This window comes from Ruminococcus bovis, assembly GCF_005601135.1.
GTDB lineage: Bacteria > Bacillota > Clostridia > Oscillospirales > Acutalibacteraceae > Ruminococcoides > Ruminococcoides bovis.
The window spans coordinates 690912-707294 of record NZ_CP039381.1 but is presented as its reverse complement, the minus strand read 5'-3'; the positions used below and the strand labels follow the sequence as shown (position 1 = coordinate 707294).

Annotated in this window: 14 protein-coding genes, 1 pseudogene and 1 CRISPR repeat array (1 of these 16 cut by a window edge); of the genes and pseudogenes, 11 read left to right on the top strand and 4 right to left on the bottom strand. The window is 34.4% G+C overall.

The genetic code is table 11. The features are described from left to right. Nucleotides 1-91: 91 nt before the first annotated feature. Complete coding sequence (locus E5Z56_RS03395; protein ID WP_138156528.1) at nt 92-1759, top strand: Na/Pi cotransporter family protein; 1668 nt, start codon at nt 92-94, stop codon at nt 1757-1759. A gap of 160 nt (nt 1760-1919) precedes the next feature. On the opposite strand, the gene E5Z56_RS03390 is transcribed toward E5Z56_RS03395, so the two are convergent. Beyond that, nucleotides 1920-2462, bottom strand: a complete 543-nt coding sequence (locus E5Z56_RS03390) for a stage V sporulation T C-terminal domain-containing protein (RefSeq protein WP_022504847.1) — start codon at nt 2460-2462, stop codon at nt 1920-1922. A 1052-nt stretch (nt 2463-3514) separates the two neighbouring features. On the opposite strand from E5Z56_RS03390, the gene E5Z56_RS03385 reads away from it, so the two are divergent. Genes E5Z56_RS03385 through E5Z56_RS03375 form a run of 3 tightly spaced genes read left to right on the top strand, consistent with a single transcriptional unit; the run spans nt 3515 to nt 5166 of the window. Continuing rightward, complete coding sequence (locus E5Z56_RS03385; RefSeq protein WP_138156527.1) at nt 3515-4123, top strand: hypothetical protein; 609 nt, start codon at nt 3515-3517, stop codon at nt 4121-4123. 16 nt (nt 4124-4139) lie between these two features. Next, on the top strand, nt 4140-4739 hold the full coding sequence (locus E5Z56_RS03380) for a hypothetical protein (protein WP_138156526.1): 600 nt from the start codon (nt 4140-4142) through the stop codon (nt 4737-4739). 19 nt (nt 4740-4758) lie between these two features. Further along, entirely contained in the window at nt 4759-5166 is a 408-nt protein-coding gene (locus E5Z56_RS03375) for a hypothetical protein (RefSeq protein WP_138156525.1), read from the top strand. Between the two features lie 231 nt (nt 5167-5397). Here the strand turns inward: E5Z56_RS03375 and E5Z56_RS03370 are convergent, their stop codons facing one another. From E5Z56_RS03370 to E5Z56_RS03360, 3 genes and pseudogenes are all read right to left on the bottom strand, one after another. Beyond that, the gene (locus E5Z56_RS03370) at nt 5398-5640 is read right to left on the bottom strand and encodes an integrase core domain-containing protein (protein WP_138156524.1); all 243 of its coding nucleotides are present in this window, start codon (nt 5638-5640) and stop codon (nt 5398-5400) included. Next, a complete protein-coding gene (locus E5Z56_RS03365) occupies nt 5637-5858 on the bottom strand; it encodes a hypothetical protein (RefSeq protein ID WP_138156469.1) in 222 nt (73 codons plus the stop codon). The genes E5Z56_RS03370 and E5Z56_RS03365 overlap by 4 nt, the downstream gene beginning before the upstream one ends. Before the next feature lie 225 nt (nt 5859-6083). After that, a pseudogene (locus E5Z56_RS03360) lies at nt 6084-6221 on the bottom strand (hypothetical protein); the annotation flags it as partial. Between the two features lie 376 nt (nt 6222-6597). Between E5Z56_RS03360 and cas3 the strand changes: the two are divergent. Genes cas3 through cas2 form a run of 7 tightly spaced genes read left to right on the top strand, consistent with a single transcriptional unit; the run spans nt 6598 to nt 14040 of the window. Further along, nucleotides 6598-8754 carry a CRISPR-associated helicase Cas3' gene (cas3, locus tag E5Z56_RS03355; protein ID WP_138156522.1) on the top strand — a complete coding sequence of 719 codons (2157 nt, stop codon included), beginning with the start codon at nt 6598-6600 and terminating at the stop codon, nt 8752-8754. A gap of 23 nt (nt 8755-8777) precedes the next feature. Beyond that, nucleotides 8778-9431, top strand: a complete 654-nt coding sequence (gene cas5c / locus E5Z56_RS03350; RefSeq protein WP_138156521.1) for a type I-C CRISPR-associated protein Cas5c — start codon at nt 8778-8780, stop codon at nt 9429-9431. After that, on the top strand, nt 9431-11164 hold the full coding sequence (gene cas8c, locus E5Z56_RS03345) for a type I-C CRISPR-associated protein Cas8c/Csd1 (protein WP_138156520.1): 1734 nt from the start codon (nt 9431-9433) through the stop codon (nt 11162-11164). Before cas5c ends, cas8c begins: the two co-directional genes overlap by 1 nt. Then, nucleotides 11164-12051, top strand: coding sequence for a type I-C CRISPR-associated protein Cas7/Csd2 (gene cas7c / locus E5Z56_RS03340; protein WP_138156519.1), 888 nt, complete (start codon nt 11164-11166; stop codon nt 12049-12051). The genes cas8c and cas7c overlap by 1 nt, the downstream gene beginning before the upstream one ends. Then, nucleotides 12048-12710 carry a CRISPR-associated protein Cas4 gene (gene cas4 / locus E5Z56_RS03335; RefSeq protein ID WP_138156518.1) on the top strand — a complete coding sequence of 221 codons (663 nt, stop codon included), beginning with the start codon at nt 12048-12050 and terminating at the stop codon, nt 12708-12710. The genes cas7c and cas4 overlap by 4 nt, the downstream gene beginning before the upstream one ends. Then, nucleotides 12707-13738: a type I-C CRISPR-associated endonuclease Cas1c gene (gene cas1c, locus E5Z56_RS03330; protein WP_138156517.1), complete on the top strand. Its 1032-nt coding sequence runs from the start codon at nt 12707-12709 to the stop codon at nt 13736-13738. Before cas4 ends, cas1c begins: the two co-directional genes overlap by 4 nt. 8 nt (nt 13739-13746) lie before the next feature. Further along, nucleotides 13747-14040, top strand: a complete 294-nt coding sequence (cas2, locus tag E5Z56_RS03325) for a CRISPR-associated endonuclease Cas2 (RefSeq protein WP_138156516.1) — start codon at nt 13747-13749, stop codon at nt 14038-14040. A gap of 170 nt (nt 14041-14210) precedes the next feature. Then, a CRISPR array of direct repeats spans nt 14211-16383; the repeat unit is 33 nt; unit sequence GTCACCACCCACATGGGTGGTGTGGATTGAAAT; it runs 2734 nt beyond the window's last position.

Here is a 16383-nt window from a genome sequence, read left to right as displayed (position 1 = left end):
AGTATAAGTTAAAATTAAGCTAGGGTAATTTGGAAACAATAAAATATAAATAAAGAGTTTATAAAACAAGTTTCAGTAGGAGGTATCTTTTATGGATGCTTACAGTATTGTGCTAAAAGTGATTATGGCACTTGGTGGTTTAGGTCTTTTCCTAATCGGTATGAAAAATATGGGTGAAGGTCTTGAACTTGCAGCAGGTAGCAAACTTCGTAATTTGCTAGAAAAAATTACTAGCAACAAGTTTATTGCTATGCTTGTTGGTGTTTTGGTAACAGGTGTTATTCAGAGTTCTTCTGCAACTGACGCTATGGTTGTTGGTTTTGCTAATGCAGGACTTATGGAATTTGGCCAAGCAATCGGTGTTTTGTTTGGTGCTAAGATTGGTACAACCGTTACTTCACTTTTGCTGGCTATTGATATTAAATCTTTCGTTCCTATATTTATTTTCCTTGGAGCTATTGTTATTACCTTCTTCAAGAAAAATAACTATAAGTATTACGGACAGATTGCAGCCGGTTTTGGTATGCTTTTCCTAGGTCTTTCACTAATGAGTGAAAACCTAAAGTGGATGGGTGAGAGTGAGGCTTTCCTAAGTATTGCCGATAAGCTAAGTTTCCCACTACTTGGACTATTTGTTGGTATTATCTTTACAGGTATTATCCAAAGTTCATCAGCTTCTGTTGGTATTTTAATGGCACTTGCTTCTGCCGGTGTTATCACTTCTCTTGACCAAGCAGTATTTGTTGTATTTGGTTTTAATGTTGGTGCTTGTTCTGCTGCTATTCTTTCTTCACTTGGTGCAAACCGTACAGCTAAGCAGATTTCATTATCCAACCTATTAATCAGTTGCTTTGGTGCGATTATTATGACATTGGTTGCAATATTCCTACCATTTACAGATATTATCAACTACTTCCTACCTGCAAAGACAGTAGGTGTAGCTGCTCAGATTTCTGCAGCACATATTATCTTTAATATTGCAATTACAGTTATCTTACTTCCTTGTTCAAGTTTGATTATGAAGATTACAAAGTTAATTCTTCCTGACCTTGAAGAAGAGAAAGAAAAGATGGGTACTGTTTATCTTGATAACCGTATCCTTACAACACCACCTATGGCTGTTCGTCAGGTTGAAAAAGAATGTGAAAGACTTTCTTCACTTGCAAGAAAAAGCTACGATATGGCTATTAAGGGATTCTTTGACCGTGACCTTTCTTATACCGAAAAGGTAGAAAAGAATGAAAAAGTTATTGACTACTTAACCCACGAAATTACAAGATACATTGTTAAGATTAACGGTCTTGATATTGTGGATGAAGACAGAAAGATTATGGGTGTAATGTACAAGGCTATTCAGGATCTTGAAAGAATCGGTGACCATGCCGAGAACATTACTGAATGTACAAAGAGAATGATTGACAGTAAAATCTACTTTACAGATGATGCACTTAACGAACTTCATCAGCTGGATGCACTTGTAATTAAGATGATTGACTGTGGCTTTGAAATGTTCAACACTCAAAAGGCAACTCCAACACTTGCAGAAACAGTTGTTGATACTGAGGATGAACTTGATGATTGTTGTAACATCTTTAAAGAAAACCACATTAAGCGTATGAATGACGGTCTTTGTACTGCTGAAAATGGTACAATCTTCCTAGAACTTCTTTCAGCATTTGAAAGAGTCGGTGACCATGCAGACAATGTTGCATTCTCACTTCCTAGAAAGAAACTTGTTTCTTATGCTAACGACAGATAATTAAATAAAATTATGGGGCTATTGCTTTTGCAATAGCCCTTTTCTTATCTATACTTATTAAGGAGAAATTTTAATTTTTTTAATTTTGATTGTGGTGTTTTAAAATTTGAGAGAGTTTTTAATAAGCAGAAAAAATAATATGAAAAAATTAAGAATAAATTTATTCTTCCATTTGCTTACCTAAGAATGCAGCAGCACTTTGACAAAGTTTTACTTCTGTATTTGTTGGAATTTTTACTGTGTCACTTTCTAACATACACACCGAACCGGTTACATCACCGGAAGCAATAATAGGATAAATAATACCTGCCGGCGAGTCAATACCCTCTACCGGAAAGGTATCGCCGTTGCTGGTTTCTGTTGCAATGTAACATCTTCTTTGTTCCATATATCGCTCAAGACTTTGGGTAACTCGCCTTTCAAGATATTCCCTTTTACTTGCACCTGAAACTGCAATAACATGGTCTCTGTCGGTAATAACAGTTGGCATTTGGCTAACCCTCATCAGTACATCGGCATATTGTGTGGCAAAGTTCCCTAACTCTCCTACAGGAGAATATTTCTTAAAAACCACTTCGCCATCAGTAGCAGTGAAAATTTCTAATGGGTCACCCTCACGAATACGCAATGTTCTGCGAATTTCTTTAGGTATAACAACTCTGCCTAAATCGTCAATTCTCCTAACAATACCTGTGGCTTTCATATATCAACATTTCCTTTCTAAATTAATGGATATAACACCCACTAATATTATCTGTAAGTAAATATTGACTATGCCAAAAATTATAAGGTTATTTATGGAATTTTTATTTTTTATTTTTCAATTTTTTAATTTTGTCTGTGGGTAAAGATTAATCAGTTCTGCAAATTGGGGTTTGTGGGGATGATTATGTAATATAGGTTAATTAGATATTAACCGAATAATTCATCTAATTTATAGTTTTTCCCTCCTTCAGTCATTCTTTAAAAGGTGAATTGCTCTGCAATTCACGAATGACAGCTTCCTCGTCTGAGGAAGCCAAACAGAGTTTGTACATATAATCAAGTATGTACAAATTCTAAAAATGTACATACCTTGTTGCCTCCCTCGCTGAGGGAGGTGGCTTTGCGTATGCAAAGACGGAAGGAGTGGATGATATTTTAAACTTGTTTAAAATATCATCAAAGCAGAATTTTTCCTTTATTTCTAACTATTAAATGTAACAAGAATTATGAGTTCAGGTGTAGGGGCGAACATTGTTCGCCCGTTAAAAAGTGTGATACCTATGGGATTATTGTCTTGTTTACAGACTATAAATTTATAATATCTACATAGGGCATAATACCTTTATTTAGGATAGTTTGTAACGGGACATCAATGATGTCCCCTACACCTGTGAGTCATAGTTGCATATAATTTTAAATGCATATTCTCACTATAATTTTTTTCTTTATAGCCGATTGAATTTAAAACAAATTCACCTTTACCCACAATCAAAATTAAAAAGACAAACCCTAATTTATATAACAATAGAATTTAAAAAATTAAAAATTTTTGCAACACTTTTGTGTTATGGAAAGTATTATTAATAGGACAGAGAATTTTGTTATTTATGCAACGATTATAGATAAAGAACAGTTATCGTAACGGTAAAAACCTATCAGCAATGTGCCGATAAATAGGATGTAAATTTTAGCAAAAATGATAATATGTTTTTGACAAGTATAATGATATAATTGTTGTAATAGATAACACGGTTTATTAAGGGTGATTTTATGAAAAAGTTAATTTTAATTGCAGTTGTTTCGGTAGCTTTGCTTTTTGTAGGTTGCAAGAGTGAAGGCAGTAATGAAGTATCAAGAAATACCAATAAGGTAGAAACTACTGCCGTTACCACAACAACTAACAGTAAAAGTGGATGGCAACATTTAAATGAGAAGTCAGAGAAAGAATTTAGGGCTGATTTAGGAAATCCTAAGGTTGATAAAAATGCAAAAATTAATTATGTTTCTGCTAATGCTAAAAAGAAAATCAAAGCAGTTAACCTTACTAAAAAGCAAATGTCGATATTGATAGAGCAAGTAATGGCACTTAGTGGATCTTCTTCTAAAAGATTTGTTTTCTACATTGAAGATTACAATAAATATTATGGGGTTTCTGATTTTAGAGAAATTAATAATTCCGATACATACAATTATTATTGTAAAATTACTGATGACAGTGGAAGAAAAACATATATTTTCTTTAAAAAAATTGATAAAGATACAGTGATGGAATGGTCTGCTTTGTTTCTTGATAAAAATGATAAACCTATAAAATTTGATGATGACGAATTTCAACAAGATATGAATGATTTGAAATATGTTAATGATTTGGATAAGTGATATATGAGGTGATTTTTTGAAAAACTATATTACTATGCTTTTAGTGTCTATAGTAATACTATTTACATTAGGTGGTTGTGGTAATCCTGTTTCTGATGTATTAAATGATATGGATAGGACAACTATTACTTATAACAATGAAAAATATGTTGCCACTACAGATTGGTCAATTGATGATAGTAGTTATAAAGAAAAAGTAATCGAAAATGACGGAACAAAAATTCATATTTGGATTTATGATAATGATAAAAATGTGGATTTTATAAGTGACTCAGGAAGTTTACTTTATCACAAAGAAAGTAGTTCATATCCTAAAAATAATTACAACAGTATTGAAAGCATAGAACTTTATAAGGGTGATAAAAATAAAATTATAAGGGGTAAATCTTACATAGAAAATCTTTTAAGTGCAATTAATGGGGAAAAGAATAAAAATTCTTCTTCAAAAACTGATGAAGTTTTGTATTCAATAAGTATTCATTATAAAGATTATCCGGCAAGTTATTCTTTAGGTGAGCTTGTAAAATGTGAAAATGGCAACTATAAAATAGTTGATAATTATGGACATTGCTATAATCTAAATGCTGATATTTGCCCTAAAGAAATCTTAAAGTGATTTAAGGAAGTGTGATATTATGAAGAAAGTTATAGCCTTTTATGTGGTAGCAGTAATAGTTATAGTGTCAGGTGTTTGTACATTTATATATTTCTTTCCATCTAAAACCGGTATCAATGATGACAGTACTGTAGATATACAATGTGTTAATAAGACAGTTACAGATGTTTCTAAGAAAGATGCAAAAGAACTTTATAATATGCTTAATGATAAAGAAGTGCATTATGATTCAGGTCTTGCTTGTCCCTTTAGAGATGACTTCTGTATAATATTTGACGGTGGTATTTCTAAAGATACTTTTTATATCAGTGGTGAGGGTTGTGGCTCTATAAAGTATAGAAAAAAGTATTTTTCTCTATCAAATTCCCAAACAAAAAAATTGGAAAATATCTTGAATAAATATAATATTACATACCCGGTTTTGTAATTACAGTAAATAAAAATGGACTGTTAAGAATGTGTCTTGACAGTCCATTATTTTTTTGTATTTTAATTGTGTAAAAATTACATCAAAATATAAATGATTTACCATATTCTGTGTTGTAAATAGATATGACCCGTTTTAGGGTAAAAATAAAATATGATTTAATATTTCGCTTGTTTTACTGACTTTTGATTATGAATTATCAGTTAATGGATTTCAATTCTAACTTTTCACTCAATAACTGCATTGGACTTTGTATTCAAGTGTTCTCATTGTCTTGTTATTACTCCATTCTAAATGTCCTTTTAACTTTGTATTTAATTCTTCAATATTTTTGAATGTTTCCCAATCATAGAAATATCTTTGGTCGTTTCTATGACTTCTTTCTACCTTCCCATTGTGCCAAGGTGTTCGTGGTGGTATTAATTTATGATTTATACCTAATTTGTTCAATTCTATTTCAAAAGGACTTTTCACTTCACTGCTTTGATATTTATATGTGAACTCTCTTCCGTTATCTGTTTGAACCGTTTTATTTTAAACGGAAATTCTTTTAATAACATTTTCAAGAATTTAGTTGAGTTTTCCGGTGTATGTTCTTCAAACCCATATACAAATCTCATTCTTGTACATTCATCTATTGCAGTCCATTGATAAAATGCTTTCCGTCCCTTAAAGCCTTGCCTCTTAAGCAATTGTATGGCACTTCTTTTACATCTATCTGCACCTTTTCTCCAGGTATTAACAGCTCCGGATATCTTCTATGATTACGGCTCTTTTCTTGGTCTTTTATATTTTACTAAGCCCATTCTTTTTGCAGCATATATCATTCCTGAATAGCTTCTTGTATATCCTTTTCTCTTTAAATCACTGTATACTCCATCCCATCCATATCTTTCATAGCACTTTTAAAAGAATTTCTAATTTGTCTTTCTTTCTTTTGTGTGTCTGTTGGGATGACTATGTGGTCTGCGTGATTTAGGCAATAGCGATTGCCAGGTACCGTCATATTGTTTACACCATCTCTTTACGCTTGAAAGACTTACACCGTACACTCTACTTGCTTCGCTTTTTCTTTCTTAGTGCGTATTTTACTATGGCTTGCTTTTTCTTTGCTTCTTGTGTTATTATATTCATGAGGAGTACTTCTTTCTTAGGTTAATGTTTTTGAGCGATTCCATTATACCATATTTTGAAGTTACTCCTCTTTTTTATTGGGTCATATCATTTTAGCACATACAATCAAAATATAAATGATTTACCATATTATGTTGCAATATGTAGAAAAATATGATAAACTAATGATATTATTGTATAATATTATTAGTTTTTTATAGAAAATAACAATAAAAGTATATATTATGCTGAGATAAGTCCCAAAAATGGGACAGTTAATCTGTTATTATATATATAGAAACAGAAAGGAATGATAAGTTGGATTACCTTGCACATAAAAGAAATGAAACTGATGGCAAAGAAGAATTGCTAATTGACCATTTAACAGTTACTGCAGAAATGGCAAAGTTATTTGCAGAACCCTTTGATTACGGTGACTTAATGTATTTTGTTGGTCTTATTCACGATATAGGAAAGTATAGTAAAGAATTTCAACAGAGAATTAGAGGAATGGATAATACAGTTGACCATTCTACAGCAGGAACACAACTTGCATTTAGAAAGTATAGAGCAATAATGAGTGCATTTTGTATTGCAGGTCATCATGCCGGTATTCCTAATTTAGGCAGTAAAACAGATGGTGATAAGTCAGGTACATTATTTGGAAAAGTAAATAACAATTCAATTTCTGATTATTCCCAATGGGAAAAGGAATTAGTAGATTTACAGAAATATGCAGTTACAGAAAAATTACCTAAGGATGAATATTCAAGAAGTTTCCTTATTCATATGCTTTTTTCTTGCTTAGTAGATGCTGACTATATTTGTACCGAAAATTTTATGATTGATGATAATGTAGATAGAGGTGTATATGATACAATTCCTACCTTGCTGGAAAGGCTAAATCAGTATATAGCAAAGTGGGGAGAACCAAAGTCAAAGCTAAATATTCTTAGAACTGAAATTCAAAAGCAATGTATCAATGCTAAGAATATTAACGAAAATCTTTTAACATTAACTGTACCTACCGGTGGAGGAAAAACAATTTCTTCCTTAGCTTTTGCACTAAATTATGCAGTACAAGAAGAACATAAAAGGGATAGAATTATCTATGTTATTCCATATACAAGTATTATTGAACAGAATGCTGAAGTATTTAAAAATGTTTTAGGTGAAGAAAATGTAATTGAACATCATTCTAATGTAGATTTTGGTGATGATACAAGTAAGATTATTAAGAAAAAACAACTGGCTTGTGAAAATTGGGATGCACCTGTTATTGTCACTACTTCAGTTCAATTCTTTGAATCACTGTATAGCAACAAACCATCAAGAAATAGAAAGTTACATAACATTGTAAACAGTATTATTATCTTTGATGAAGCTCAGATGATTCCAAGTGACTTTATAGAACCTTGTATAAATGCTATAAATCAGCTAACAGAAAATTATAACGCAACTGCAGTTTTGTGTACTGCAACTCAGCCTAACTTGGATTACTTTTTTAGTAAGATAAAAAATATTGATGGCTATACTATTCCTGAAATTTGTAGTGATAATCAAGAAAAGTATTTTGAAGAGTTTAGAAGAGTAGAATTTGTTTATGATGGAAAACTTGAAGATGATGAACTTGTAGAACAACTAAGGTCACAAGACCAAGTACTCTGTATTGTAAACAAAAAATCTCATGCAGATTCTTTGTTTAATCTTCTTGGTGAAGATGAAGGCAATTTCTGTTTAACAACTCATAAGTACCCTAAACACAGAAAAGCTCAGTTAAAGGAAATCAGAGGAAGACTTGCTAAAGGACTACCTTGTAGAGTGATTTCTACCAGCTTAATTGAGGCAGGTGTTGACCTTGACTTTAAGACTGTTTACCGTGCTATAGCAGGTGTTGATTCAATTTTACAAGCCGGTGGCAGATGTAACCGTGAGAATAAAAGAAGTAAGGAAGAAAGTATAGTTCATATTTTTGATACTGATAAAATTTTGCGATTACAAGAGAAGAACATTGGTGTAACAAGGAAAGTTCTCAAAAAATACGGTGGCAAAATTTATACTGCCGAGGCAATAAAAGATTATTTCGGTGAACTGTATTACTTAGGTAAGGGTGTAAAGAACAATACCTTTGATATTAAGAATATTATCAAAAGTTGTAATGTATTTGATTTCAAGACTGTATCTGATGATTTTAAGTTAATAGAAGACAATGCAAAGACGGTTTATATTGACAATGAAGATAGCAGACCGTTAATTACTGAACTGAGAAATCATAATTATAGTAAAGGCTTATTAAGAAAGCTAGGTCAGTATGCAGTTAATCTTTATGATAATGAATATCAGCAACTTGATGATGTGTCTGCAATAGAAATTATAGATAATGATTTTTATGTTATGACAAATCCGGATTATTATAATGAAAATATTGGCATAGCATTGCCTGATGAAAACCTAGGTAATGCATTGATGATTTAATATACAGAAAGGAGGAATGTATCATGAGTATTATGCTAGAAGTGTTTGGTGAATATGCAGCCTTTAACAGACCTGAACTAAAGACAGAGAGAATGACCTATGATGTTATGACACCATCAGCAGCAAGGGGTATTCTTGATTCAATCTATTGGCATCCGGGTATGAAATGGCACCCAGACAAAATCTATGTACTAAGTCCTATTAAGCATACTAATATTCGCAGAAATGAAGTAAAAAGTAAAATTTCTGCAAGAAATGTTAAGAGTGCAATGTTAGGTAAAAAGTCTGAACTTTATATAGATGCACAGTCTGATATTCAGCAAAGAGCAGCACTTGTACTAAAGGATGTTCACTATGTTATTGAGGCCCATTTTGATATGACTGATAAGGCAAATCCTAGTGACAATCCGGGCAAATTTCAGGATATTATTCGCAGAAGAATAGAAAAGGGACAATGCTACAACCAACCTTACTTTGGTTGTAGAGAATTTCCGGTGAATTTTAGAAAGTGGGAGTGTAATTATATCCCTACTGCATACCCTAACGAAACTAAAGAATTAGGACTTATGCTATACGATATGGAATATTCCCATGATGGAGAAATCACACCAACTTTCTTTAATGCAGTTCTAAAGAACGGTGTTCTTGACCTTAATGATTGTGAGGTGTATAGGTAATGCTTTTACAATCCTTAGTTAAGCTATATGAGGCTTGGGCTGATAAAGGTGAGATTGAGAAGTTAGGTTGGAATCCTGTGAAAATATCTTATGGTATTTCATTGGACGAAGATGGCAATGTGGATGAAATTATCCACCTAAAAACTAACGCACCTAAAGGCAACAAAGAAATACCGTCACTTATTAGCTTACCTATGCCGGTAAAAAGGTCAGTAGGTTTTTTATATGACAATGTAACTTATGTATTTGGTTATGATAATTCAAACAAACCTGATAGAGCAAAGCAATGTTTTGATTGCTTTAGAAATGTCGGTAATAAAGTGCTTGAAAATACTGATGATGAATTTTCTTCTGTAATCAAGAAGTTTTTGCAGAAAGATTATAGTGAATTTGAAAACTTATCAGACCTACTTACAAATCTAAACTGTACCGAAAATACAATTGATGACATTCTAAATAAAGGTGCAAACTTACTTTTAATGCCATTGGGAAAGTTTCCGACAGATTCTAAAGCTATATGTGAAAGTTGGAACAGTTACTATGAACATTCAAATGCACCAAAGGGTATTTGTTTGGTAACAGGTAAGGATGACCATATTGCAAAGCTACATCCTGTTATTAAGGGTATTCGTGGTGCTCAAGCAGCAGGTGCTTCGTTAGTTTCTTTTAATGCAACTGCTTTTGACTCTTACGGTAAAGAAAATGGTTACAATGCTCCTGTTAGTGAGTATGCAGCTTTTGCGTATACCTCAGCACTAAATAAATTGGTAAGTGATAATGACCATAGAATTTTTGCAGGTGATACAACTGTTGTCTGTTGGACAGAAGATGGTGAAAGTGCCTATCAAGATGTTTTTGCCGGTATCTTTAATAGTGATGATGAGGTTAAGCAGAAGGATCTTCACGATACTATTGTAAGCATTGTTAACGGTAATGAAGTTAAGTGGGAGGGTATTCCACTTAATCCTAGTAACAACTTTTATATCTTAGGTATCTCACCAAACTCAGCAAGACTTTCTGTTAGATTTTTTATCCAAAATACCTTTGGTAAGGTAATGGAAAATCTTTTGAAAAATCAGCAGAGAATGGAAATGGTCAAGCCCGGTTTTGAAAAGTTTGATTATATTCCACTATGGCGTATTTTAGGTGAGACAGTTAACAAAAAGTCAAGGGATAAAAAGTGCAAACCTCATCTTGCAGGTGATGTGCTAAATTCTATAATCAATGACTACAATTACCCTAGTACATTGTATTACGGTATTTTAGGTAGAATTTCTGCCGAACAAAATATTAACTGGGTAAAGGCTTCTGTACTAAAGGCTTATTTACTCAAAAATTATGACTCAAAATATAAGGAGGAAATAACTGTGGATTACAACGAAAACAGTAACAACAAGGCATATTTGTTGGGCGTATTGTTCTCTAATCTTGAGGAGATTCAGAACACTGCAAACCCAGGCATTAAATCAACTATTCGTGATAGATACTTTACAGCAGCAAGTTCTACACCATCAAGAGTATTCCCAATACTAATAGACCTTGCTCAAAACCACATTAAGAAAATTTCTAATGTTGGTGCTAAAGTTAACTGTCAGAAAATGTTGACAGAAACAATGTCTAAGCTAGGGGATAAATTCCCTAATAGATTAAAACTTGATGAAAAGGGTATGTTCCAGCTTGGATATTACCAAAGAACACAAGAAAGATTTACCGGCAAGGAGGATAAAGAATAATGGCTGATGTAATTAAGAATAAGTACGATTTTGCAGTTTACTTTGATGTTGAAAACGGTAACCCTAACGGTGACCCTGATGCAGGTAATATGCCAAGAGTTGATCCGGAAACAGGTCACGGCATTGTTACCGATGTTTGTATTAAGAGAAAAATTCGTAACTATGTTGATGTAGTTAAAGAAGATGAAAAAGGCTATAACATCTATATTAAAAGTGGTGTAACACTAAATGCAAAGGATAAAACAGCCTTTGATAACTTTAACATTGATGAAAAGAGTATCAAGGAAGCTAAGAAGAAAGATGGCGACATTGACCGTAAAATCAGAGATTTTATGTGTGAAAACTTCTTTGATATTAGAACCTTTGGTGCTGTAATGACTACATTTGTAAAAAACGGTCTTAACTGTGGTCAGGTGAAAGGTCCTGTTCAGTTTAGCTTTGCCCGTTCTATTGACCCAATACTTCCTCAGGAAGTATCTATCACAAGATGTGCAGTTACTACTGAAAAAGATGCCGAGGACAAAACAAATACTATCGGTAACAAGTTTATTGTACCTTATGGTTTGTACAAAGCTGAGGGTTATATTTCAGCAAATTTAGCCAGAAAGGTAACAGGTTTTTCTGAAGATGACCTAGAACTACTTTGGAATGCTATCCTAAATATGTTTGAATTTGACCATGCAGCAGCAAGAGGCAAAATGGCTGTTCGTAAGCTGGTTATTTTTAAACATAGCAGTGAACTTGGTAATGCACCATCTTATAAACTGTTTGATACTATCAAAGTTCATAAGAAGGATGATGTAGAATATCCAAGACAGTTCTCAGACTATGACTTTTCAGTTGATACTGATGCACTACCTGATGGCGTTGAGTGCATCATAAAGTGATTTACCAAGATGACAATGTACTGAGTATCTCAGGTATTCAACACTTTGTGTATTGTCGCAGACAGTGGGCTTTGATACATATTGAGCAACAATGGGAGGAAAATTTACTTACTGTTAGTGGTGAAAGTATGCATCAAAAAGCCCACGATAATACCTTCTCTGAAACCAGAAACGGTGTGATTATCTCTCGTGGAATGCAGGTTTCTTCATATGAACTTGGTATCTATGGCGTTTGTGATGTTGTGGAATTTGTACCTTCCTCTGAAGGTGCAATAATCCACAACAAAGAAGGCTACTTTAAAATTATACCGGTTGAGTATAAACACGGTGAACCTAAAACCTCTGATGCAGATATTTTGCAGGTAGCAGCACAGGCAATGTGTTTAGAAAATATGTTTTGTACCAAAATAGATGAACTGAATATTTATTACGGTAAAACAAGACACAGAGAGAAAATTCCTTTTACTGATGACATTAGGGAAAGATTGGTGAAAAACATTGAAGAAATGCACCAACTGTATGACAGACGATATACACCAAAGGTTAAGCAGAATAAAAACTGTAGGGCTTGTTCCTTGAAAAATATCTGTTTGCCTAGATTAACTAAAATTTCTTCTGTAAAAGGCTATATGTCTAAAATGCTTGGTGATGAACTATGAAAAAACTACTTAATACATTGTATATAACTTCAACAGAAAAATATCTTTCCCTTGATGGTGAAAATGTTGTTATTTCTGAAAACAAAAAAGAATGTGCAAGAGTACCTCTCCACAACATAGAGTCAATTGTCACTTATGGTTACAACGGTGTAAGTCCGGCTTTAATGGGAAAGTGTGCTTCAAATAATATTAACATTTCCTTTATGTCTCGTAATGGTAGATTCCTTGCAAATGTTGTAGGTCCGTATTGTGGTAATGTTGTGCTGAGAAAAACTCAGTACAGACTTTCCGATAATGAGGACTATTGTACAGAAATTTCCAAAAATATTATACTTGGAAAACTGTATAACTCCAGATGGGTTATTGAAAGAGCTACTAGGGATTACCCTAATTCTTTAGATATTCCAAAACTAAAGAATGTTTCTATGCAAATAAAGAACTCAATGAATAGTATTGCCAACTGTAAAAATACTGAGGAAATTCGTGGTGTTGAGGGTGAAGCTGCAACAAGGTACTTTTCTGTTTTTGATGATTTAATATTGCAACAGAAAGATGACTTTTTCTTTCATGGCAGAAACAGAAGACCTCCAACAGATATGGTCAATGCAATGCTTTCTTTTGCATATACTATGCTAACCAGTATGGTAACATCTTCCCTTTATTCTGTAGGGCTAGACCCTTATGTCGGATATTTACATAAGGACAGACCAGGTAGAACTTCGCTATCCTTAGATATGATAGAAGAATTTCGACCTGTGTTTGCTGACCGTTTTGTACTTACTATGATAAATAAAAGGATAATCACTAAGAATGACTTTTTAACTAAAGAGAATGGTGCAGTTATCTTTACTGATGAGGGTAAGAAAAAGTTTTTGCAATCATGGCAGACAAGAAAACAAACAGAAATAAAACACCCTTTCCTTAATGAAAAAGTCCAATGGGGAGTTGTGCCGTATGTTCAGGCTCTTTTACTTGCAAGATATTTAAGAGGTGACCTTGACGGTTATCCACCATTTATGTGGAAGTAGGTGTTACTATGTTAGTGTTAATTACTTATGATGTATCTACCGAAACACCTGAAGGAAGAAAGCGCTTGAGAAAAGTTGCTAAAGAATGTGTAAATTACGGAAAGCGTGTTCAAAATTCAGTTTTTGAATGTATTATGGATTCAGCAAAATGTTTTGAAGTTAAGGAAAAATTAGTGAAAATAATAGATAAGGATGAAGACAGTATAAGGTTCTATTATTTAGGAAATAATTACAAAACTAAGGTTGAACATTTTGGTGTAAATAACAACAATGTTGATGTGGAGGGAGTGTTGCTTTTTTAGTGCGATAAGTAACCTTACATAAGAATGCTAAGGTATTCGCACTAAATTTAAAAAGAAAACAAAATATAGTGATGTAAGTTTTATTTAGAATTGGGTTATTACATAAATAAAAAAAGTGATAATTTACAATGAACGGAAACTAAATAAAAATACATTTGTTATATTTTGCTGTCACCACCCACATGGGTGGTGTGGATTGAAATTAGGGTACTGATTTTTATTGCATAAGTCGAAAAACGTCACCACCCACATGGGTGGTGTGGATTGAAATTTAGTATGTCTTATCAATCCTTGATAACCATTGTCGTCACCACCCACATGGGTGGTGTGGATTGAAATACTGGTTCACCAACGATTAAAACCTCATCATCATCAGGTCACCACCCACATGGGTGGTGTGGATTGAAATCTTATTTAGAGGGTATGAAAGGTACTGAGCCTGTTGTCACCACCCACATGGGTGGTGTGGATTGAAATTAGAATGATACAAGATTGTTCAGACCTAAAGTAGTCACCACCCACATGGGTGGTGTGGATTGAAATACTGTGTACCTGTTCTCTGATTTTATCAGTCATAGTCACCACCCACATGGGTGGTGTGGATTGAAATTGGTAGTTCAAGAGTTGGTAAATGTTTATTTGTTGGTCACCACCCACATGGGTGGTGTGGATTGAAATACAACAACAAGCATTGCAAATGTAGAAAATGAAGAGTCACCACCCACATGGGTGGTGTGGATTGAAATCAAGAGGAAGCAAAGGAAATTTATATTAGTTCAGTCACCACCCACATGGGTGGTGTGGATTGAAATATCAAGTTATGCGTAAAGAGGTGCTAGGCAACAATGTCACCACCCACATGGGTGGTGTGGATTGAAATCGTCCCATTCCTATGCGATTTTTGTTTTTTTTGAGTCACCACCCACATGGGTGGTGTGGATTGAAATTGATTATCGTTAGGCAATATAGATGCCTTCTGCAGTCACCACCCACATGGGTGGTGTGGATTGAAATCCATTAGAACAGAGGACAAATGTTATTTTGAACAGTCACCACCCACATGGGTGGTGTGGATTGAAATCGTGTTCCGAGATTTTCAAAAAAAACAAAAATCGGTCACCACCCACATGGGTGGTGTGGATTGAAATTTGTTTGTGGTGTAGACGAACGACGAGTCATTCAGTCACCACCCACATGGGTGGTGTGGATTGAAATAAGCATAGCGGCTCTATCGTATTTAACGCCTTTCGTCACCACCCACATGGGTGGTGTGGATTGAAATGTCCTCATAGCCATTTTCAACCTCACACATACAAGTCACCACCCACATGGGTGGTGTGGATTGAAATCATATGCAACTGCTCCCTTAATTCGTCATCCATGTCACCACCCACATGGGTGGTGTGGATTGAAATTTGCCGTTCTTGTCGGTCAAGCCTGTGTATTGTCCGTCACCACCCACATGGGTGGTGTGGATTGAAATGTATCGTAATAGCTTTTACAGCAGTGTTGATAAAGGTCACCACCCACATGGGTGGTGTGGATTGAAATCTTCGGCACCAGATGGACTTTCTGTTACAGCTGTGGTCACCACCCACATGGGTGGTGTGGATTGAAATGGCAAGAACGATAAAGGCAATATCCTTAAACACGGTCACCACCCACATGGGTGGTGTGGATTGAAATAAGTATCGAAGAAACACATTGGCTATATAAACTTGTCACCACCCACATGGGTGGTGTGGATTGAAATTTTATGTACCTTGATAAAGACAAAGGATATTATGATGTCACCACCCACATGGGTGGTGTGGATTGAAATACCTCTGCGAATAGAAATTACGAAAATAAAACCAGTCACCACCCACATGGGTGGTGTGGATTGAAATCTTATTACGAAGTGCCAACTACGAGAAGTCCTTGTCACCACCCACATGGGTGGTGTGGATTGAAATCTACTATTTATTTCGTGGTGCACACACAAGCACGTCACCACCCACATGGGTGGTGTGGATTGAAATCTTCAATGTTGTTAAGGGGTTGACCGATAAACTTAGTCACCACCCACATGGGTGGTGTGGATTGAAATTTTAACAGCTGATGATATTGCTCGTAAAGTTGTTGGTCACCACCCACATGGGTGGTGTGGATTGAAATCGAGCAAATACCGATGCTTTCTTTAGTTATGACAGTCACCACCCACATGGGTGGTGTGGATTGAAATGAGTGAAAGCGGCATTTTCGAACAGTCCCGGCAGTGTCACCACCCACATGGGTGGTGTGGATTGAAATTTCAATACAAGTTACAATACCATTTATTTCGGTAGCGTCACCACCCACATG

Bases quoted from the DNA above. Each gene is read 5' to 3' on its own strand.
- cas5c (WP_138156521.1), top strand. From the start codon at position 8,778: ATGAGTATTATGCTAGAAGTGTTTGGTGAATATGCAGCCTTTAACAGA.
- E5Z56_RS03395 (WP_138156528.1), top strand. From the start codon at position 92: ATGGATGCTTACAGTATTGTGCTAAAAGTGATTATGGCACTTGGTGGT.
- cas2 (WP_138156516.1), top strand. From the start codon at position 13,747: ATGTTAGTGTTAATTACTTATGATGTATCTACCGAAACACCTGAAGGA.
- E5Z56_RS03385 (WP_138156527.1), top strand. From the start codon at position 3,515: ATGAAAAAGTTAATTTTAATTGCAGTTGTTTCGGTAGCTTTGCTTTTT.
- cas8c (WP_138156520.1), top strand. From the start codon at position 9,431: ATGCTTTTACAATCCTTAGTTAAGCTATATGAGGCTTGGGCTGATAAA.
- cas7c (WP_138156519.1), top strand. From the start codon at position 11,164: ATGGCTGATGTAATTAAGAATAAGTACGATTTTGCAGTTTACTTTGAT.
- E5Z56_RS03375 (WP_138156525.1), top strand. From the start codon at position 4,759: ATGAAGAAAGTTATAGCCTTTTATGTGGTAGCAGTAATAGTTATAGTG.
- E5Z56_RS03390 (WP_022504847.1), bottom strand. From the start codon at position 2,462: ATGAAAGCCACAGGTATTGTTAGGAGAATTGACGATTTAGGCAGAGTT.
- cas1c (WP_138156517.1), top strand. From the start codon at position 12,707: ATGAAAAAACTACTTAATACATTGTATATAACTTCAACAGAAAAATAT.